Source organism: Chenggangzhangella methanolivorans, from assembly GCF_042648545.1.
GTDB classification, from domain to species: Bacteria; Pseudomonadota; Alphaproteobacteria; order Rhizobiales; family Methylopilaceae; genus Methylopila; species Methylopila methanolivorans.
Genome location: NZ_JBHRXS010000003.1, coordinates 752,170 through 772,559, shown reverse-complemented (window position 1 = coordinate 772,559; position 20,390 = coordinate 752,170). Strand labels below are relative to the sequence as shown.

The 20,390-nt window shown below is 70.8% G+C and carries 10 protein-coding genes; 6 read left to right on the top strand and 4 right to left on the bottom strand.

What is annotated here, in order from left to right; all coding sequences use genetic code 11:
- Nucleotides 1-3 precede the first annotated feature (3 nt).
- Together leuS and lptE are read left to right on the top strand one after the other, a co-directional pair.
- The gene (leuS, locus tag ACFOWB_RS03945; protein ID WP_378145788.1) at nt 4-2,628 is read left to right on the top strand and encodes a leucine--tRNA ligase; all 2,625 of its coding nucleotides are present in this window, start codon (nt 4-6) and stop codon (nt 2,626-2,628) included.
- A complete protein-coding gene (gene lptE / locus ACFOWB_RS03940; RefSeq protein ID WP_378145786.1) occupies nt 2,615-3,166 on the top strand; it encodes an LPS assembly lipoprotein LptE in 552 nt (183 codons plus the stop codon). Before leuS ends, lptE begins: the two co-directional genes overlap by 14 nt.
- Nucleotides 3,167-3,364: 198 nt before the next feature.
- Here lptE and ppa read toward each other — a convergent pair whose 3' ends face one another.
- A complete protein-coding gene (gene ppa, locus ACFOWB_RS03935; protein ID WP_261401232.1) occupies nt 3,365-3,904 on the bottom strand; it encodes an inorganic diphosphatase in 540 nt (179 codons plus the stop codon).
- Nucleotides 3,905-3,977: 73 nt separating this feature from the next.
- Between ppa and hrpB the strand changes: the two genes are divergently transcribed.
- From hrpB to rimM, 4 genes are all read left to right on the top strand, one after another.
- Nucleotides 3,978-6,449: an ATP-dependent helicase HrpB gene (gene hrpB, locus ACFOWB_RS03930; RefSeq protein ID WP_261401233.1), complete on the top strand. Its 2,472-nt coding sequence runs from the start codon at nt 3,978-3,980 to the stop codon at nt 6,447-6,449.
- 713 nt (nt 6,450-7,162) lie between these two features.
- Nucleotides 7,163-8,695: a signal recognition particle protein gene (gene ffh, locus ACFOWB_RS03925; protein ID WP_261401234.1), complete on the top strand. Its 1,533-nt coding sequence runs from the start codon at nt 7,163-7,165 to the stop codon at nt 8,693-8,695.
- A gap of 137 nt (nt 8,696-8,832) precedes the next feature.
- Nucleotides 8,833-9,180 (top strand): 30S ribosomal protein S16, encoded by a 348-nt coding sequence (gene rpsP / locus ACFOWB_RS03920; protein ID WP_261401235.1) that lies wholly within the window; start codon nt 8,833-8,835, stop codon nt 9,178-9,180.
- Nucleotides 9,181-9,415: 235 nt separating this feature from the next.
- The gene (rimM, locus tag ACFOWB_RS03915; protein ID WP_261401236.1) at nt 9,416-9,967 is read left to right on the top strand and encodes a ribosome maturation factor RimM; all 552 of its coding nucleotides are present in this window, start codon (nt 9,416-9,418) and stop codon (nt 9,965-9,967) included.
- A 138-nt stretch (nt 9,968-10,105) separates the two neighbouring features.
- Here the strand turns inward: rimM and ACFOWB_RS03910 are convergent, their stop codons facing one another.
- From ACFOWB_RS03910 to ACFOWB_RS03900, 3 genes are read right to left on the bottom strand one after another with little or no spacing between them, the layout of a single operon-like run.
- Nucleotides 10,106-11,257 carry a hypothetical protein gene (locus ACFOWB_RS03910; RefSeq protein ID WP_378145779.1) on the bottom strand — a complete coding sequence of 384 codons (1,152 nt, stop codon included), beginning with the start codon at nt 11,255-11,257 and terminating at the stop codon, nt 10,106-10,108.
- 4 nt (nt 11,258-11,261) lie between these two features.
- Nucleotides 11,262-12,659 (bottom strand): aminotransferase class I/II-fold pyridoxal phosphate-dependent enzyme, encoded by a 1,398-nt coding sequence (locus ACFOWB_RS03905; protein ID WP_261401238.1) that lies wholly within the window; start codon nt 12,657-12,659, stop codon nt 11,262-11,264.
- Nucleotides 12,656-20,212, bottom strand: coding sequence for an SDR family NAD(P)-dependent oxidoreductase (locus ACFOWB_RS03900; RefSeq protein ID WP_378145776.1), 7,557 nt, complete (start codon nt 20,210-20,212; stop codon nt 12,656-12,658). Before ACFOWB_RS03900 ends, ACFOWB_RS03905 begins: the two co-directional genes overlap by 4 nt.
- Nucleotides 20,213-20,390 lie beyond the last annotated feature (178 nt).

Genomic DNA, 20,390 nt, shown 5'->3' with positions numbered 1-20,390 from the left:
CTGATGACGACGGAGCGCTACAACGCGCGCGAGGCCGAGCCGAAGTGGCAGGCCGCATGGAACGAGAAGCGGTTGTTCGAGACGGGCGCCGACGACGGCCGCCCGAGCTATTACGTGCTCGAGATGTTCCCCTATCCGTCGGGGCGCATCCACATGGGCCATGTCCGCAACTACGCGATGGGCGACGTGGTCGCGCGCTACAAGCGCGCCAAGGGTTTTTCGGTGCTCCACCCGATGGGCTGGGACGCGTTCGGGCTGCCGGCCGAGAACGCCGCGATGGAGCGCAAGGTCCACCCGAAGGCCTGGACCTACGACAACATCGCCACCATGCGCGACCAGCTGAAGTCGATCGGCCTGTCGCTCGACTGGTCCCGCGAGATCGCGACCTGCGATCCTGAATATTACGCGCAGCAGCAGGCCCTGTTCCTCGACTTCCTGAAGGCCGGCCTCGCCTATCGGCGCAAGTCGAAGGTGAACTGGGATCCGGTCGACAACACGGTGCTGGCCAACGAGCAGGTCATCGACGGCCGCGGCTGGCGCTCGGGCGCGCTCGTCGAGCAGCGCGAGCTGACCCAGTGGTTCTTGAAGATCACCGACTTTTCGGACAGTCTGCTCGGCGCGCTCGACGATCTGCCGCGCTGGCCCGAAAAAGTCCGGACCATGCAGAAGAACTGGATCGGCCGCTCCGAAGGGCTGCTGGTCCGCTGGGAGGTGGCGCGCGACGCCGGCCACGGCGGAAGCCCCGCGACCGAGATCGAGGTCTACACCACCCGTCCCGACACGCTGTTCGGCGCGAGCTTTCTGGCGCTTTCGCCCGACCACCCGACGGCGCTCGCGCTCGCCGAGGTCGATCCCGAGCTGAAGGCCTTCTCCGACGAATGCCGCCGCGCCGGCACGAGCGTCGCCGTGCTGGAGACGGCGGAAAAGAAGGGCTACGACACCGGCCTCAAGGTTCGCCACCCGTTCGATCCGGCGTGGGAAGTCCCGGTCTATGTCGCGAACTTCGTGCTCATGGACTACGGCACGGGCGCGATCTTCGGCTGCCCGGCGCATGACCAGCGCGACTACGATTTCGCGTCGAAATACGGCCTGCCCATCACCCCGGTGGTGGCGCCCGAAGGCGCAGATCCCGCCTCGCTGATCGAGACGAGCGCCTATGACGGCGACGGCGTCCTCGTGAACTCGCAGTTCCTCGACGGAATGTCGGTCGACGACGCCAAGGAGGAGGTCGCCCGCCGCCTCGAGGCCGAGACGCTCGACGCGACGCCGGTGGCGCAGCGCAAGGTGAACTGGCGCCTGCGCGACTGGGGCGTCAGCCGCCAGCGCTACTGGGGCTGCCCCATCCCGATCATCCATTGCGACGCCTGCGGCGTGGTCCCGGTCCCGATCGACCAGCTGCCCGTGCGGCTACCCGAAGAGGTCTCGTTCGACCGGCCCGGCAATCCGCTCGACCGCGACGACGCCTGGCGCAACGTGCCCTGTCCGAGCTGCGGCGCCCCCGCCCGGCGCGAGACCGACACGATGGACACCTTCGTGGACTCGTCCTGGTACTTCGCGCGCTTCACCTCGCCGCACGCGACGACGCCGACGGAGCCAGAGGTCGCCAACCGCTTCCTGCCGGTCGACCAGTATATCGGCGGCGTCGAGCACGCGATCCTGCACCTGCTCTATGCGCGCTTCTTCACCCGCGCAATGCAGGCCACCGGCCATGTCGGCGTCGAGGAGCCGTTCGCCGGTCTCTTCACGCAAGGGATGGTGGTCCACGAGACCTACAAGGACGCGTCCGGAGCCTGGGTCGCGCCGGCCGACATCCGGCTGAGCGAGGCCGACGGCGTCCGCTCGGCGACGAAGCTCTCGAACGGCGAGCCGGTCGAGATCGGCTCGATCGAGAAGATGTCGAAGTCGAAGAAGAACGTCGTCGACCCCAACGACATCATCGAGACCTACGGGGCCGACACCGCGCGCTGGTTCGTGCTGTCGGACAGCCCGCCCGACCGCGACGTGATCTGGACCGAGGCCGGCGTCGACGGCGCCTCGAAGCGCGTGCAGCGCATCTGGCGGCTCGCGAATGAAGCCGCGGCCAAGGGCGCGCTTGTCGGCGCGGCGGCTCCGGCCGAATTGAGCGAAGCCGCCACCGCGCTCCGCCGCGCCGCCCATGGCGCGCTCTCGCGCGTCGGCGACGGCGTCGAGCGCTTCCACTTCAACATCTGCATAGCGGCCATCAACGAGCTGTCGAACGCGCTGAGCCAGGCGCTCCAGTCGGCGGAGACGCCGGACGAAGGCATGGCTTTCGCGCTGCGCGAGGCGGCCGAGATTCTCGTCCAGATCGTCGCGCCCTTCACGCCGCATCTGGCCGAAGAGGCCTGGGGCGCGCTCGGCCACGAGACGCTGGTGGCCGAGACGGCGTGGCCGGCGGCCGATCCCGCGCTTTTGGCGTCCGACACAGTCACGCTGCCGGTGCAGGTCAACGGAAAGAAGCGGGATGAGCTCGTCGCGCCTGTCGACGCGAGCGCCGCGGACATCGAAGCTATGGTGCGGGCGCTCGAATCGGTCGCGAAGGCGGTCGGCGACAAGCCCATCCGCAAGGTCATCGTGGTGCCCCGGAGGATCGTCAATGTGGTCGCGTAATGGGACTGCGTTCGCCCGGCTCGCCGTCGTGGGCGTTCTCGCCCTCGGCCTCGCCGGCTGCTTCCGCCCGGTCTATGGCGGCGGAACCGCGCCTGCGGTGACCTCGAAGACCTTCTCGGGCGGCGGCGACGTCGCGACCGAGCTCGCCGCGGTCGACGTGAAGCCGCTCGAGGGCCGGGTCGGCGGAAAGCTCCGCAACGAGCTGATCTTCGCCCTGCGGGGCGGCGGCGCGGCGGGTCCGACGGCCTACCGGCTCACCATCCGGCTCAAGGAATACGGCCAGTCTGCGGTCGTCGACCCGCTCGCCGACATTCCGCAGACCCGGACCATCTCGCTCACCGCCGACTACGACCTGACCCGCGCCGGGACGCTCGATCCGATCGCCACGGGCCATACGGTCGCGACCGCGACCTATTCGAGCGGCCTTCAGCGTTTCGCGAACGTGCGCGCGGAGCGTGACGCCGAAGACCGGGCGGCGGTCCAGCTCTCCGAGCGCATCCGCGCCCGCCTGCAGGCCTATTTCGCCACGGGGAAGTAATTTCGCGCGGAGAGGGCGGCTGCCGCTCCCTCCGCCATGCTCCGCATGGTCCTCCCCGCTTCGCAGGGGAGGATCAAACTAAGACCTCTCGCGCTGCGCGCGGATCCTCCCCTGCGTCAGCGGAGGAGGGGGACCACCCGCAGGGTGGAGGAGGGGGCCGGCGCGCCGCTCTCCGACGAGATCAGCCCTTCGCCAGCCTCAGCCCTTCTTAGCGGCCTTGGCGCGGTCGATCGCCTCGACGATCATGCGCTGCGCCTCCTCGGCGTCGCCCCAGCCGAGCGCCTTCACCCACTTGTCGCCCTCGAGGTCCTTGTAGTGCTCGAAGAAGTGGCTGATCTGGCTGAGCAGAATATCGGGCAGCTGGGTGTAGTTGGTGATTCCCTCATAGCGGCGCGTCAGCTTCGGCGAGGGCACCGCGATGATCTTCTCGTCCTGCCCCTTCTCGTCCTCCATCTTGAAGACGCCGACCGGGCGGCAGTTGATGATCGCGCCCGGCACGATGGCGCGGGTGTTGGCCACCAGCACGTCGATCGGGTCGCCGTCGTCGGAGAGCGTGTGGGGCACGAAGCCGTAGTTCCCCGGGTAGCGCATCGAGGTGTAGAGGAAGCGGTCGACGACGAGCGTGCCGGCTTCCTTGTCCATCTCGTACTTGATGGGCTCGCCGCCGATCGGCACCTCGATGATGACGTTGACGTCGGCCGGCGGATTGTTGCCGATCGCGATGTGTTCGATACGCATTTGAGCTCTTCCCTGAGGTGTCGCAGTCTCTCTAGCGGAGGCCTGCGGCCGCGGGCAACCGCCGGATGGTGCAATGGTTGAGGCCGCGGCGGCCCTGCCGGTCGACGAGGCGCTCCCGGGCCTGATGGCGGCGCTCGCCGCGGGGCCCTCGGCGGTGGTCGTCGCGCCGCCCGGCGCGGGCAAGACGACGCGGGTTCCGCTCGCGCTGCTTTCCGCTCCCTGGCGGGGCGACGGCAAGATCCTCGTGCTGGAGCCGCGCCGGCTCGCGGCCCGCGGGGCGGCGGCGCGCATGGCGCAAACCCTTGGGGAGTCAGTCGGGGAGACGGTCGGCCTTCGGGTCCGGCTCGGCTCGAAGGTTTCGGCGAGGACCCGGATCGAGGTCGTCACCGACGGCGTCTTCGCCCGCATGATCGTCGACGACCCGGAGCTTGCGGGGGTCGCCGCGGTGCTGTTCGACGAGTTCCACGAGCGCTCGTTGGACGCCGATCTCGGCCTCGCGCTCGCGCTCGACGCGCAATCCGGACTGCGCGAGGATCTTCGCGTGCTTGTGATGTCCGCGACCCTCGACGGCGCGCGCGTCGCGCGGCTGCTCGGACCGTCGGCTCAGGTGATCGAAAGCCAGGGCCGCGCCTTTCCGGTCGAGACCCGCCACCTTCCCCGCGATCCGCGCGCAAGGGTCGAGGACGCGACGGCCTCGGCGATCCGCCGCGCGCTCGCCGAGGAGACGGGAAGCGTTCTCGCCTTCCTGCCGGGCCGCGCCGAGATCCGCCGCACGGCCGAGCGGCTGGAGGGGCTCGCCGGATCCGTCGAGGTCGTCGAGCTTCATGGCGGGCTCGATCCGCGCCAGCAGGACCGCGCCGTCGCGCCGGCCGAGCCCGGCGCCCGCAAGGTCGTGCTCGCGACCTCGATCGCCGAGACCTCGCTCACGATCCAGGGCGTGCGCATCGTCGTCGACTGCGGGCTCGCGCGCGTGCCCCGCCACGAGGCGTCGCTCGGGATCACGCGGCTCGAGACCGCCCGCGCCTCCCGCGCCGCCGTCGATCAGCGCCGCGGCCGCGCGGGGCGCACCGAGCCCGGCGTCTGCTACCGCCTCTGGGAAGAGGCCGCGACCGCCAGCCTGCCTCCTTTCGCCGAGCCCGAGATCCTGGCCTCCGACCTCGGCTCCTTCCTGCTCGACCTCGCGGCCTGGGGCGTCTCGGACCCCGCGACGCTCGCTTTTCTCGATCCGCCGCCGGCGTCGGCTCTCGCCGAGGCGCGCGCCTCGCTCGCCTCGCTCGGCGCGCTCGACGCCGACGGACGGCTGACGGAGCGCGGCGAGAAAATCCGCTCGATCGCCCTGCCGCCGCGGCTCGCCGGCATGCTGCTCGACGCCGTTCCGGAGGGCGACGGACCGCTCGCGGCCGCCGTGGCGCTGCTCGCCGTCGAGCGCGGCCTCGGGGGCGATGGTCCCGACCTCGGCCGCCGGCTCGACCGCTTCTTGCGCGAACGCGGCCCAAGAGCCGAGGACGCGCGGCGCCTCTCCGAAACATGGCTTCGCGCCGCCGGCGGAAAGCCCGGCGCGATCGACGTCTCTCGCGCAGGCCTGGTGGCGGCGAAAGGCTTTCCGGACCGGATCGCCAAGGCGCGCGGCGGGCGTCCGGGGCAGTTCCTGCTCGCCAACGGCCGCGGCGCGGCGCTCGATGAAACGGAAGCGCTCGCGCGCGAGCCGTTCCTCGCCGTGCTTGATCTCACCGGCGTCGCGCAGCAGGGGCGCATCCTCCTCGCGGCGGCGCTGACCGAGGCGGAGGCGGTGGAGGCCGCCGGCGACGGCGTCCAGTCGCGCGAGGAGGTCGAGTTCGACGAGGCCGTGGCCGCCGTCCGTGGACGGGCGCGGCGCAAGCTCGGCGCGATCACGCTCGGCGAGCGGCCGCTGACGGTGAAGCCGTCGCCCGAGACCGCGGCGGCGCTGGCGGAGGGCCTCGCCCGGCGCGGGATCGACCGCCTGCCCTGGAGCGACGCCGCGCGGGCGCTGCGGGCCCGCGTCGGGTTCCTCGCGAACGCCGAGCCCGACGGCGGCTGGCCGGACCTTTCCGATGAAGCGCTGTCGGCGAACGCCGCCGAGTGGCTGGCGCCGTTCATCGGCGACGCGACGGCGCTCCGCGACGTCGGAGCCGACGACCTCGGAAACGCGCTGTCGGCGCTCGTGCCTTACGATCTCCGTCGCCGTCTCGACGCCGAGGCGCCGAGCCACTTTGAAGCGCCGACCGGCTCCACCGTCCCGATCGACTATGCGGGCGAGGACGCGCCCGCGATCGAGATCCGGGTGCAGGAGCTGTTCGGTCTTGCGCGCCATCCGTCCATCGCGGGCGGCCGCCTGCCGCTGACGCTGCGGCTGACCTCGCCGGCGCGCCGGCCCATCCAGGTGACGCGCGACCTGCCGGGCTTCTGGGCCGGCTCCTGGCGCGACGTGCGCGCCGAGATGCGCGGGCGCTATCCGAGGCATCCATGGCCCGAGGATCCGGCGAACGCGGCGCCCACGACGCGAGCGAAGCCGCGCGGGACGTGAGGCCGCCGTTCGAGAAGGCGCGTGAGCCCGAACCCGTCATCCCGGGCCTGACCCGGGATCCAGAACCGACGCCGGTCGAGCCTTTCGCGGCGACGTTTCGGTTCTGGATCCCGGCTCTCCGGCCGGGATGACGGGCGGCGGATCCGGCGATCGCCGCTGCGACGAAGCGGGGGCAGGCGCGGACGGCGAGGGCCGCCGTTCGAGAGGGCGCATGACCCCGAACCCGTCATCCCGGGCCTGACCCGGGATCCAGAACCGACGCCGGTCGAGCCGTTCGCGGCGACGTCTCGGTTCTGGATCCCGGCTCTTCGGCCGGGATGACCGGCTGCGGATCCGGCGTTCGCCGCTGCGACGAAGCAGGCGCAGGCGCGGACGGCGAGGGCCGCCGTTCGAGAGGGCGCGTGAGCCCGAACCCGTCATCCCGGGCCTGACCCGGGATCCAGAACCGACGCCGGTCGAGCCTTTCGCGGCGACGTTTCGGTTCTGGATCCCGGCTCTTCGGCCGGGATGACGGGCGGCGGATCCGGCGCCTCGCGCGCCGAGCATTGATTTTCCCGGCCTTTCCCTGTAGGGCTCGTCCCATCTGACGAGGCCAGTCCTCCCGCAAAGCCCTCCGATCCCTTGAGTTCGCAGGGTCAACGTCCGCCAGCGCGTCGCGCCCGCGGGCGCGTTTTGCGTTGGGGCGAACCTCGTCGAACAGGACAAACGACCTGATGTTCGACGCTCTGCAGGACCGCCTCGGCGGCATTCTCGACCGGCTCACCCGGCGCGGCGCCCTCACCGAGGGCGACGTCGCCGAGGCGATGCGCGAGGTCCGCCGCGCGCTGCTCGAGGCCGACGTCGCGCTCGAGGTCGCGCGGAGCTTCGTCGACAAGGTCAAGGAACGCGCCGTCGGCGTCGAGGTCGTGAAGTCGGTCACGCCCGGCCAGATGGTCGTCAAGATCGTCCATGACGAGCTCGTCGCCATGCTGGGCTCGGACGCGCAAGGGATCAGCCTTGCGGCCGCCGCCCCCGTGCCGATCCTGATGGTCGGCCTGCAGGGCTCGGGCAAGACGACCTCGACGGCCAAGATCGCCAAGCGCCTGACGACGCGGGAGAAGCGCAAGGTCCTGATGGCCTCGCTCGACACGCGCCGTCCCGCCGCGATGGAGCAGTTGGCCACCCTCGGCAAGCAGACCGAGGTCGCCACGCTCCCGATCGTCGCCGGCCAGACCGCGGTGCAGATCGCCAAGCGCGCCATGGAGGCGGGCCGGCTCGGCGGCTACGACGTGGTGCTGCTCGACACAGCCGGCCGCACCACGCTCGACGACGCCCTCATGGCCGAGGTCGTCGAGGTCAAGAAGGCCGTCAACCCGCATGAGGTGCTGCTGGTCGCCGACGCGCTGACCGGCCAGGACGCGGTGACGACCGCCCGCGCCTTCGACGCCGCGCTCGGCATCACCGGCCTCGTTCTCACCCGCCTCGACGGCGACGGCCGCGGCGGCGCCGCGCTCTCGATGCGCGCCGTCACCGGCAAGCCCATCAAGCTCGTGGGCGTCGGCGAGCGCTTCGACCAGGTCGACGAGTTCGATCCCCGCCGCGTGGCGAACCGCATCCTCGGCCAGGGCGACGTCGTCGCGCTCGTCGAGAAGGCGGCGGCCTCGATTGACGCCGAGCAGGCCCAGAAGGCCGCCGAGCGGATGCGCAAGGGTCAGTTCGACCTGAACGACCTGAAGGGCCAGCTGAGCCAGATGCAGAAGCTCGGCGGCATGTCGGGCGTGATGTCGATGATGCCGGGCGTCGCCAATCTCAAGAAGCAGATGGCCGGCGCCAACATCGACGAGAGCGTGTTCAAGCGGCAGGCCGCGATCATCGACTCGATGACCAAGGACGAGCGGCGCAACCCCGACATCCTGAAGGCCTCCCGCAAGAAGCGCATCGCCGCGGGCTCGGGCTCCAAGGTCGAGGACGTCAACAAGCTCCTCAAGATGCATCGGCAGATGGCCGACATGATGAAGATGATGGGCAAGGCCGGGAAGTCCGGCCGCGGGCCCCTCGCCGGTCTCGGCGCCGCGCTCGGCTTCGGCGGGGCTGCGCCGCAGATCCCGCCGGAGGCGATGGAGGAATTGAAGCAGGGGAAGATGCCGCAAGGCCTTCCCCCCGGTTTTCCGGGCGGCGGCGGCATTCCGCCGACCTTCCCGGGCCTGGGCGCCGGCCCGAAGCTTCCCGGATTGGGCGGCTTCCCGGGGCTTGGGAAGAAGAAGTGAGGAACTGAGGCGTCATCCCGGCCGAAGCGCGAGCGCAGAGCCGGGAGACGTTCTCCGGAAGCGACGTAGATCCTGAAAACGATCCCGGATCGGCCAAGGCCGTCCGGGATGACGAGAATTGAAGAAGGAAGACTGAAATGGCCCTGAAGATTCGCCTCGCCCGCGGCGGCGCCAAGAAGCGCCCGTTCTACCGCATCGTCGTCGCCGACTCGCGCTACCCGCGTGACGGCCGCTTCATCGAGCGCATCGGCTCGTTCAACCCGCTGCTCGACAAGGAAGCGGCCGATCGCGTCGTGCTCGACCTCGAGAAGGCCAAGGAGTGGCTCGCCAAGGGCGCGACCCCGACCGACCGCGTCCATCGCTTCCTCGACGCCGCGGGCCTGCTGAAGCGCGAAGCGCGCAACAACCCGAAGAAGGCCGAGCCCGGCAAGAAGGCCCAGGAGCGCGCCGAAGCCGCCGCCAAGGCCGCCGAAGCCGCCGAGTAATCCGGCTTTAAAGGACGTCATCCCGGACGGGCGAAGCCCGAGCCGGGATCGTCTCGCCGTCGAGCTGCAAGAACCGCCGCCGTCGTCCTCGGGCTTGACCCGAGGACCCATCTTCGGCGTCGAGTTCGTCGTTTGACGTGGATGGTCCGGTCAAGCCGGACCATGACGAGCCTTATTCTGACGACGATCCCGGCTTGGCGCGTCGCGCCGTCCGGGATGACGCTAGGCCCACTCCATGGTGTCTCCCCGCCTCGTCCAGATCGCCGTGATCGGCGCGCCGCATGGCGTGCGCGGCGAGGCGCGGGTGAAGACGTTTACGCAAGACCCGCTGTCGCTTGAGGCCTACGGCCCGCTCACCGTCGGCGAGGGGCCGGCGACGCTCAAGGTCGCGTCGCTGCGCGTCCTCAAAGACGACATGGTGGTGGCGCGCTTCGAGGGCGTCTCCACCCGCGAGGCCGTCCAGGCGCTGACGGGCAAGACGTTGTCGGTCGCTCGCGAGAAACTGCCCGCGACCGACGACGAGGACGACTTCTACCACGCCGACCTGATCGGCCTGCGGGCCGAGCGCGCCGACGGAACGCTCGTCGGCGAGGTGACGGCCGTGCCGAACTACGGCGCGGACGACCTGATCGAGATCCGCCTCGCGGGCGAACGCCGCACCGCGCTGCTGCCGTTCACCAAGGCGGTTGTTCCGGTGGTCGACGTCGCGGGCGGGCGCGTGGTGGTCGAGCCGCCCGAAGGCGCGCTCGAAGCCGCGAAGCCCGCTGACGACGGCAAGGACGGCTAGCGCCCATTTCCACGTGGAACATCTCGGTCGTCATGCCCGAGCTTTGCTCGGGTATCCACGACTTTAACGTAGCGCTCCACGTTCCCAGCAAGTCGTGGATACCCGGCTGCCGCCGGGCATGACGTCGAGCCGCCGCGGCTAAAGCGCCTTCTCGTAGAGCCGCCACACCTTCGTACGGGTCGCCGGCATGCCGCGCACGAGATTGAGGATCGGGCGGTTCTCCTCGAGCATCCAGCTCACTTCCAGTCGCTTCATGCCGGCCGCGCGCGCCTTCAGCACCGCGTCGGCGAGCAGCGCCGAGGCCGCCATCGCGCCGACGCGCGTGCCGCGATAGGCGTGGCGCACGCCGATGATCGGCACGCGGGTTCGGCTGACCCCTGAGACCTTGAGGCGCCAGAGCAGCTTCGCCCAGCCGAAGGGAACGAGCCGGCCCTTGAGGTCGCGGATCGCCTCGTTGAGGTCCGGCGCCATGCACAGCACCCCGATCGGCCGGTCGAACCAGTAGGCGAGCGTCGCCCAGTCCTTCGGCATGATGTCGGCGGCCATCTCGGCGAGGAACTTGGCCTCCTCCAGCATGGTCGGCACCGAGCCCCAATTGTGCGACCAGGCGTCGTTGTAGACGTCGTTGACGGCGGCGAGCGCGTCGGGGCCGACGGCGGGCTTCAGCACGAGGTTGGGGCTGTCGCTCCACTTCGCGCGGGCCTTGGCGACCCGCTGCGGGAGGCGGCTGGTCGCCAGATCCCCCTCATAGCCCATGATGTCCTTCACGGGCCGGAAGCCGAGACGCGTGAGCTGCGCGGCGTAGTATGGCGGGGCGTAGTTGGTGTGGGTGGTCGAGCGCGCGCCGAACCCTTCCACCTGCAGCCCGCATTCGTGATTGACCGAGGCGCTGTAGGGCCCGCCGATCTTGGTGAGGCCCTTCTCGCGCAGGAAAGCGGCCGCGGCCTCGAACAGCGCGTCCCAGACGGCGTCGTCGTCTATGGCTTCGATGAAGCCGAAATGGCCTGCGCCGTCTTTGTGTTTTTCGAGATGCGCGTGGTGCTTGACCGCATAGATGCGGCCCACGGGTTCGCCGCCTCGCAGGGCGACGAAAGACTGGCCCTCGTTCGCCCGCGCGAACGGCGTCGCGCCGGGGGTGAGGACGTCGACGGTCTCTTTCAGCAGCGGCGGCGTGAAGGCCGGATCGTGGCCCTGCGCCACGAGGCTCGCGCGCCAGAACAGCGTGACGTCTTCACGCGTGGCGACCGGCTTGATCTGGATGGCGCCGGCCGTGGCGCGCGCGGAGGACAAGGGATCAGCCCGGCCGCGTCGCCTTGGCGAGCGCAGCCGCCATTTTGATGCCGAAGCCGGCCTTGGCGAGACCGTGATGCTCTTCCGCCGTCAGCGCCACCGCCTCGTCGATCTGCTCGAAGGAATGGTCGGAGGTGATGAAGAACCGAAGCCGCGCCGAACGTTCGGGCACCGCCGGATGGACGATCGGCAGCGCGTTGACGCCGCGCTCCAGGAGGCGGTTTGCGAGGTGGACGGCGCGGAGGCTGTCGCCCACCATCACCGGCACGATCGCGGTGCCGCTGGCGTCGCCGACGTCGAGGCCGGCCTCCTTGGCCTTCTCGACGAAGCGCTCGCCATTGGCGCGCAGCTTCGCGACGCGGTCGGGCTCGCGCTTGAGGATGTCGAGGCAGGCGATGGCGGCGGCGGCGACCGCCGGCGGCATGCCGACCGAATAGACGAAGCCCGGGGCGGAGAACTTCAGGTACTCGACGAGGCTGTGGGAGCCGGCGATGTAGCCGCCGCAGCCCGACATGGTCTTCGACAACGTGCCCATCCAGATGTCGACGTCCTTCGGGTCGACGCCGCATTCTTCCGCGATGCCGCCGCCGGTCGCGCCCAGCACGCCGAGCGAATGCGCCTCGTCGACCATCAGCCAGAAGCCGTAGCGGTCGCGCATCTTCACAAGCCGCTGGAGGTCCGGGAAGTCGCCGTCCATCGAATAGAGACCCTCGACCGCGACCAGAACCCGCTCGTAGGAGTGGCTCTGGCGCACGAGGATTTCTTCCAGCGCGTCGAGGTCGTTGTGGGCGAACATGCGCCGGTCGGCGCCCGACAGCGTCGCGCCCACGACGATCGAGTTATGGGCGAGCGCGTCATAGACGATGAGGTCGCCGGAGCGCATCAGGTGGCCGATCGCCGCGACGTTGGTGGCGTGGCCCGACACGAACACGACCGCGTCGTCGACGCCGTAGAAGCCCGCGATCTTGTGCTCGAGCTCGCGGTGGATCGGGCGCTCGCCCGCCACCAGCCGGCTCGCCGAGCAGGACACGCCGTAATGGTCGATCGCGGCCTTGGCGGCGTCGCGGACTTCCGGGTGCCCGTTGAGGCCGAGATAGTTGTAGGACGCGAAGTTGATCGCGGTCTTGCCGTCGATATGCGTGGTCGCGCCCGCGCAGCCGTCATGCATGCGAAAGAACGGGTTCTGGACGCCGATCAGGTCCGCGACCGCCTGCTGGGTCTTGACGTCCTTCAGCTCCTGAAGGTCGGCGAAGCGGTCGCCGCGCTTGGCGCGCCGCGTCACGACGGTCGGCGACGGGCCCGCGGGCCGTTCGGCTTCCACCTTCGGCTGGGCGCGGATCGCGCCCAGGATTCCGTCCTTCGCGGAGCGCGACAGCGCTCCGATGCCACGCCGTGAGCTCATGCGTTCGCGCGTCCCATCGAAAGCCTGCGGGCCTCGACCGCCTCGCTGAACTCGGCGAGTTCGGCGTGGTCGACGTCGTCGCCGATGTGGCGGGCCGCAAGGTCGGAGTTGACGGCCGCAGCCTCGCCCGCGTCCGGCTCATGGATGCGGGACACGATCGTCTGGGCGATCGTGAGCAGCGTCGTCGAGTCGCCGATGGCGACGAGCGGCAGGTCGATGTCGAAGCGGCGCTCGACCGACATGCGCAGCTCGAGGCCCATGAGGCTGTCCATGCCGAGCTCGGCGAGCGGACGCTGCGGCGAGATCTCCTTGGCCGGAAGCTTCAGGATGCGGGCCACCTCGCTGGTCAGCGCCTCGGCCACGATGTCGCGCGCCTCGCGGGCGTCCTTGCCGCGCACGAGCGCCGCAAGGTCGACCTGCTCGCCGCTGTCCTGCGGACCCATCTCGGCGTCGGCCAGCACCTGCGTGAAGGTCGGGCTGCTGAGATAAGCGAGGTCGCGGCGCGCCTGGCCCCAGTCGATCGGGGCGATTGTCACGACGCCGGTCTCGAGCCGCATGTCGCCCTGGGCGAGCACGCGGCCGAGGCCTTCGAGAGCCTCCGCGCCAGAGAGCGTCGCATAGCCGAGACGCTTCTGGATCTTCTCCTTCACCTCGCCGGTGCGGGCGAGATAGCCGACGTCGCCGAGGGCGCCCCAGGCGATCGCGAGGCCGGGCTTTCCGGCCGCGCGACGCTTGCGCATGAGCGCCTCGAGCCAGGAGTTGGCCGCCACGTAGTTCGACTGGCCCGGATTGCCGATGACGGTGGTGGCCGAGGAATAGACCACGAAGTCGCCGACGGGGTCGTTGGCGGTCAGCTTCTCCATCGCCGCCGCGGCGTCAATCTTGGGCTTGAGCGCCTCGGTGAAGTTCTCGGCGTCGAGATTGGCGAGCAGCGAGTCGCGCAGCACCATGGCGACGTTCCACATGCCGCCGATGGGTCCGAGCTCCTTACGGGTCTCGTCGAGAGCCTTCTTGAGCGCCGCCTCGTCGGAAGCGTCGCAGGCGAAGACCTTCACCTCGGCGCCGGCGTCGCGGAGGCGCTTCACGCCGTCCTTGGCTCCTTGAGCCTTGTCGCCGGAGCGGCCGAGCAGCGCGAGCTTCTTGGCGCCGCGGCCGACGAGCCATTCGGCGGTGGCCATGCCGAAGCCGCCGAGGCCGCCGATCATGACATGCACGCCCTCCGCCGGCTTCCAGCCCGTGGGCTCCTCGGCCGGGAGCTTCGCGGGGTCGAGCGGGCGGACCACGATCTTGCCGATGTGGCCGGACTGCTGCATCAGCCGGAAGGCGTCGCGGATCTCGTCGGCCTCGAACACGCGGTAGGGCAGCGGCGCGAACACGCCCTTGCCGAACAGCTTCAGCACGTCGGTGAACAGCTTCTCGCCGAGGTCGCGGCGATAGATGAACAGCTGGTCGGCGTCGATGCCGAAATAGCTGATGTTGCGGCGGAACGGCCGCAGGCCGAGGCGCGAATTGGCGTAGTAGTCGCGCTTGCCGAGCTCGAGGAACCGGCCGAACGGACGCAGCGTCTGGAGCGAGCGCTCCATCGCTTCGCCGAACAGCGAGTTCAGAACCACGTCGACGCCGACGCCGCCCGTGAGCCGCTTGGCCTCGTCCACGAAGTCGAGGCTGCGGCTCGACAGCACGTGGGTCGCGCCGAGCCCGCGCAGCAGGTCGCGCTTCTCGTCGGAGCCCGCGGTCGCGATGACCTTGGCGCCCTTCCACAGCGCGATCTGGAGCGCGGCCAAGCCGACGCCGCCGGCGCCGCCATGGATCAGCACCCACTCGCCGCGCTTGATGCGGGCGAGCTCGACGAGCGCGTAGTAGGAGGTGAGGAAGCAGACCGGGATGGTCGCGCCTTCCTCGAACGAGATGCCGTCCGGCAGCTTCGCGGCCGCGAGCTCCGAGGTCACGACGCGCGAGGCGAAGGAGCCCGACGCGAAGGCCGAGACGCGGTCGCCGACCTTGAGGCGCTTCACGCCCGGGCCGACGGCCGTCACCACGCCCGCGCACTCGATGCCGAGGCCCGGACCCGAAAAGCCGTCTTCGAGCGCCTCTTCGGGCAGGAGCCCGAGCGCCCACATCACGTCGCGGAAGTTGAGGCCCGTGGCCGAGACCTCGACCGCGATCTCGCCTTCGCCCGGCGCGCGCTCGGGGGCGGCGCGCCAGCCGAGGTCGTCGAGGCCGCCCTCGCGACCCGCTTCCAGCGCGGCGACGCGATGGCCGCCCGTCGCGGCTTTGACGGGGAGCTTCGGCAGGCCGGGGCGCAGGCGCGGCGCGCTGACGCCCTCGGGGCCGATGGCGATTTCGGTGTCCGCGCGCGGCTCGGCGATCTCGGCCGCGACCGCAAGACCCGCGGCCTTGGCGTCGAGCGCGACGTCCACGAGGCGGATGTCGGTGCCGCGGAACTCGTTGCGGACGACCCGCAGGTAGCCGCCGATCGCGGCGTTGTCGAGCCGGTCGCGGGGCTGGCCGAGCGCGCCCGCAAGCGAGCCCTCGGCCACGACCCAGAGGCGGGCGCCGGCGGCCTGAGCCGCGCGGGTGAGGCCGAGGAGGCGGCCCGAGCGTTCGGTGACGGCCGCGGAGCCGTCGACCTCGGAGCCGTCCAGCACCACGATGACGTCGGCGACGGGCTCGCTCGCGTTCTTCGGCGCGGCGGCGAGGCCGAGATCGGGCGTTTCGCCCCAGACCGCCGAACCGTTCGACGCGCCGCCGAAGGGCCGCGGGTCGACGGTGCGGCCCTGAGCTTCGAGCGCGCGGGCGATGGCGCCAGCGAGAGGCCCGGAGGCCTCGGAGACCAACACCGTGGCGCGCGCCTTTCCGGCGGCCGTCAGCTCTGCGGCGCCGGAGCTCCGGCGCTTGGCCGCGAGGATGAGGTTGGTGGGCGAACGGGCGTCGGCGAGTGACGCCACGGTCGCGTCGACGAGGCGGGCGTCCGCGAGGTCGGCGCGCCAGTCTTCGGCCGAACGGGCGTCGCCGATCGGGAAGTCGTCCGAGGCCGAGCGCGAGAACCAGCCGGTCTGCAGGCCGAACACGACGTCGAGGAACGGCGTCGGCTCGAGCGCTGCGAGCGCCAGTAGGCCGCCGTCGTCGAGATGGGCGGCGAGACGCCGGATCGCCTCCGGGCTCGCGGTGGAGGCGCCCCAGGCGAGCGCGCCGACGATGAGGTCGGCGCTGTGTCCGGCGCTCGCCTCGTTGGCCGGGTCGAACGCCTCGACCGTGACGTTCGGCAGGCTCGCGAAGGCGAAGCGCAGACGTTCGGCGACGGTCGCGTCCGGATCGGTGACGGCGAGCGTCACGCGCGGATTCTCGGCGAGCGGCGCGAGCGCGCGGGTGAGCGCGCCGGAGCCGGCCGCGATCTCGAGGATGCGGATCGGCCGGTCGGCCGGGGCCTTGGCGACGTGCTCGGCCACGAGCTTGGCGAGCGCCTTGGCGCCGAACGAGACCAGCGGCGCGCCGCCGCCGGCGTGGCCGACGGTCGAGGAGCCGTAGGGCTTCTCGCGCGGGCCGTCCTTCAGGATCTTGGGCAGCAGCGAGGCCGCGCGGGTGGCGAGCACCACTTCCGCGCCGCGGTCGGGATGGTCGGCGAGCACGGCGCGCAGGATCTCGACCGCAGCCGGCAGACCGGTCTTGGCCACGACCGTCCAGGTCTCGCCGTTCAGCGAGGCGTGGCCGCGCTCCTCCAGCAGGCCGAGAAGGCGGTTGGCGAGCGCGACCGAAGCCTCGGCGAGCTTGCCCTTCTTCACGAGCGCGGCGATCGCGCCCTCGCGCTTGCGTCCGAAGAGGGCCGACACCGCCTCATGGGCCGCCGCGATCGCGAAGGCCTCGAGCAGCAGGTCGTCCTCGGGACGCTCGTCCTCGTCCGAGCCCACGAGCCCGAGCGACGAAGCGAGCGCGGCGAGCGCCGAAGCCGCGACCGGCTCGGAGGCGTCCCCGGCCGGCGCGATCAGCGCCGGGGCGACGTGATAGGCCAGACGATCGAGCGGCGTGCGGCGCGCGAGCGTCACGGCGCGGAAGCGCGCGTCGGAGAGGATCGCGACGACCTCGCCCGCCTCGTCGAGGAAGGTGAAGACGGCGTCGATCGAACGCGGCGAGAGACGGCGGATCACCACCTCGGCGCCGGCGAGCGGAACGCCCGGCTTGTAGAGCCGCAGTTGGCCGAAGCGCATCGGCAGATAGGTGACGTCCGGCCGCACGCCATGCGCGCCGAACAGCGTCAGCAGCGAGTGGAAGCAGGCGTCGAAATGCGCCGGATGAAGGCCGAAGCGCGCGTCCATCTGGCCGACGCGGTCGGCGTATGGCTTGAGCTGCACCGAGAGGCGCTCGTAGCCGTAGCGCTTCACGCTCTCGACGTTCTGGAACGCCGGGCCGAAGTCGAGGCCGTAGGTCAGCGCCTGCTCGTAGAGGCCGGCGCCGGCGTAGAGCTCGGGCTCGCCTTCAGGGGCGGCCGGCATGTGGATGTCGGCGGTCGGCATCGGCGAGATGCGGCCGAGCGCGTGCACCACCCAGCCGTCGTCGCGCAGGCGCGGACGGCTCATGATCTCGACGGTGCGGCTTTCGGGCGAAAGCCGGGTCTTCACCTCGGTGATGTGCTCGGGGTCGAGGGTCAGCGCGTGCGGGATCTCGAAGTCCGCGAGCTCGACCTGCTCCTGGCCGAGCCAGGCCCGGCCGGCCGCGAGCGCCATTTCGGCGAGCGCCGCGCCCGGCACGACGACTCGCCCGCCGACCTTGTGGTCGGCGATCAGCGGCGAGAGGTCCGGGTCGAGATGGAGGGTCCACTCGTCGGAATCGGCGCGAAGCCTCGACCCGATAAGAGGATGGGCGTCGTAGCCGCGATAGAACGACTGGGCCTCGCCCGTGACGCCGACCGCGAACGAGGTCTCCTGCCACGGATAGGTCGGCAGACGCAGCGCCGGGCCGCTGAGCCGGCCGAACGCCGCCTCGCGGTCGACGCGGCCGCCCTTGGCGACGACGCGCGCGAGCGCCCGGCGGATCGGGTCATGCTCGGCCGCGCTGTGGTCGTCGCAGGCCACCACGCCACCGGTCATCTCGGCGGTGTTGAGCCCGTCGGCGAGATAGGTCTGCAGCACGGTGCGCGGGCCGATCTCGACGAAGACGCGGGCGCCGGCCTGAAGCGCCGCCTCGACGGCGGCCGAGAACAGCACCGGCTGGCGCACGTTCGCCCACCAGTAGTCGGCGTCGAGCTTGGCGCCGTCGGTCACCGCGCCGTGGACGCTCGACACGAAGGGGCGCTCGGCGGCGCGGGCCTTCATGCCCTTGAGGTCCTTGGCGAGCGGCTCGCGCACGCCGTCGATGAGTCCGGTGTGGAACGGATAGTCGATGTCGAGCACGCGGACCGGCACGCGCTTGGTGCGGGCGAACTTCGACAGCGCCTTGATCTCGTCCTCGGGGCCCGAGACGGTGATGGAGCGCTCCGAATTGACGGCCGCGATCTCGACGCCCTTGAACCCGCCCTCGTCGAGCAGGCTCTGGACCTCGTCGGCGGGCATCAGAACGGCCGCCATCACGCCGGCCTTCCAGGCGATCTCCTGGTGGACCGAGCGGGAATGGATGACCTCGACGGCCTGGGCGAGCGAGAGCGCGCCGGAAGCGTGCGCGGCCGCGACTTCGCCGACCGAATGGCCGAGCACCATGTCGGGCGTCACGCCCGCGGCCTGGAGCGCCGCCACCATGCCGACCTGCACCGAGAACAGGATCGGCTGGGCGTATTCGGCGCGCTTCAGCTTGTCGGCGACGTCGTCGGCGAACATCGCCTCGACGATCGAGAAGCTGGCGATCTTCTTGAAGTGACCGTCGATCTCGTCGACCTTGTCCCGGAACGTCGGGTTGGTCTCATAGAGCTTCTTGCCCATGCCGGGCCACTGCGAGCCGTTGCCGGCGAACGCGAAGGCGACCGGAGCCTCGCGGCCGACCGACTGCTCGATCGCCGCGCCCTTGGCCTCGCCGCCTTCGGCGATCGCCTTCAGCGTCTCGGCCCAGGTGGTCGCATCGTCGCTCTCGAGAACGAGGCGGCGCGAGAGCAGGTCGCGCGTCTGCGCGACGCTCGACGCCACGTGGCGGGCCGAAGCGGCGTCGCGGCCCTCAAGCGTCTTGGAGTAGGAGGCGGCGAGCGCCGTCAGCGCCTCGCGCGAGCGCGCCGAGAGCGCGAGCACGGGCGTGCGGCCGTCGGCCTCGACGACGCGCGGCGCGGCGCGGCCGGCGCGGTCCTCGGGGCTCGGGTCGCTGACGATGACATGGGCGTTGGTGCCGCCGAAGCCGAAGGAGTTGACGCCGGCGAAGCGCGGCGCGCTTCCGCGGGCGAGCGGAACCGCCTGCGTCGCGACGTGCAGCTTCAGCTCGTCGAAGGGAATGTCCGGGTTGAGCTCGGTGACGTGCAGGCTCGCCGGGAGCAAATCGTTCTCGAGCGCGAGGTCGACCTTCAGCAGGCCGACGAGGCCCGAGGCCGGCTCGAGATGGCCGACATTGGTCTTCACCGAGCCGATCGGCAGCTTGCCGATGGTGCGCTTCTTGATCGCCGCGCCGATGGCGTTGGCCTCGGCCGGATCGCCGACGCGCGTGCCCGTTCCGTGCGCCTCGATGAAGGCGAGGCTGTCGGGATCGACGCCGGCCTCGACATAGACGCGCTCGAGCAGGCCGAGCTGGGCCTCGGCAGAGGGCAGCGACATGCCGACGGTGCGGCCGTCGGAGTTCACGCCGGAACCCGCGATCATCAGGCGCATCGGACGGCGCGCGGCGCGCGCGACGTCGGCGCGCTCAAGCACCATCGCGACGCCGCCCTCGGCGCGCACATAGCCGTCGCCGGAGGCGTCGAAGGCGTGGCAGCGGCCGCGCGGCGACAGCATCGTGGCCTGCGCGAACGAGATGAACGGGAAGGGGCTGGCGAGGATCGAAACGCCCACCACCACGGCGCGCTCGATGCGCCCCGCGCGGAGCGCCGCGACGGCCTCGTTGAGGGCGACGAGCGACGACGAACAGGCGGTGTCGACGGTGAAGCTCGGACCGTGCAGATCGTAAATGTACGAAATACGATTTGATACGATCGAGAGCGTGTTTCCGGTCGCGAAATAGGCGTCGGCCGACGACGGATCGAAAATGATGCGGTTGCCGTAGTCGAGCGCGGACGCGCCGACATAGACGCCGGTCTCGCTGCCGGCGATCGAAGAGGGCGGAATTCCTGCGTCTTCAAGCGCTTCCCAGACGAGCTTCAGCGCCAGGCGCTGCTGCGGATCCATCTGCTCGGCCTCGCGCGGCGACACGCCGAAGGCCGCCGGATCGAAGCTCCAGATGTCGTCGAGAACGCCGGCCGCGAACGTGTAGCTCTTGCCCGCCTCGCCCTTTCGGGGATGCAGGTAGCGCGCGTGAGACCAGCGCTCTTCGCCGATTTGCGTGACGGCGCAACGGCCTTCGGCCAGCAAGCGCCAGAAAGCGTCGACGTCGTTGGCGCCGGGCAGCCGACAGGACCGACCGACGATTGCGAGACCAGGCTGTTTCGTCATGAGCTCGAACGCGTCCCGGTCAGGCGGATCGGACGAGCGGGGCCGCGTCGCGATCCCATCGCGATCGCTCGATTGTGACAGGCCGCCTGCTCGAAACCATTCATGCGCCCGGACTCCGGGAGAAGCCCGGCGAGGCCGGGCGGGACCAAGTTGCTTGGGGGCTAGGTCCGTCTATCAG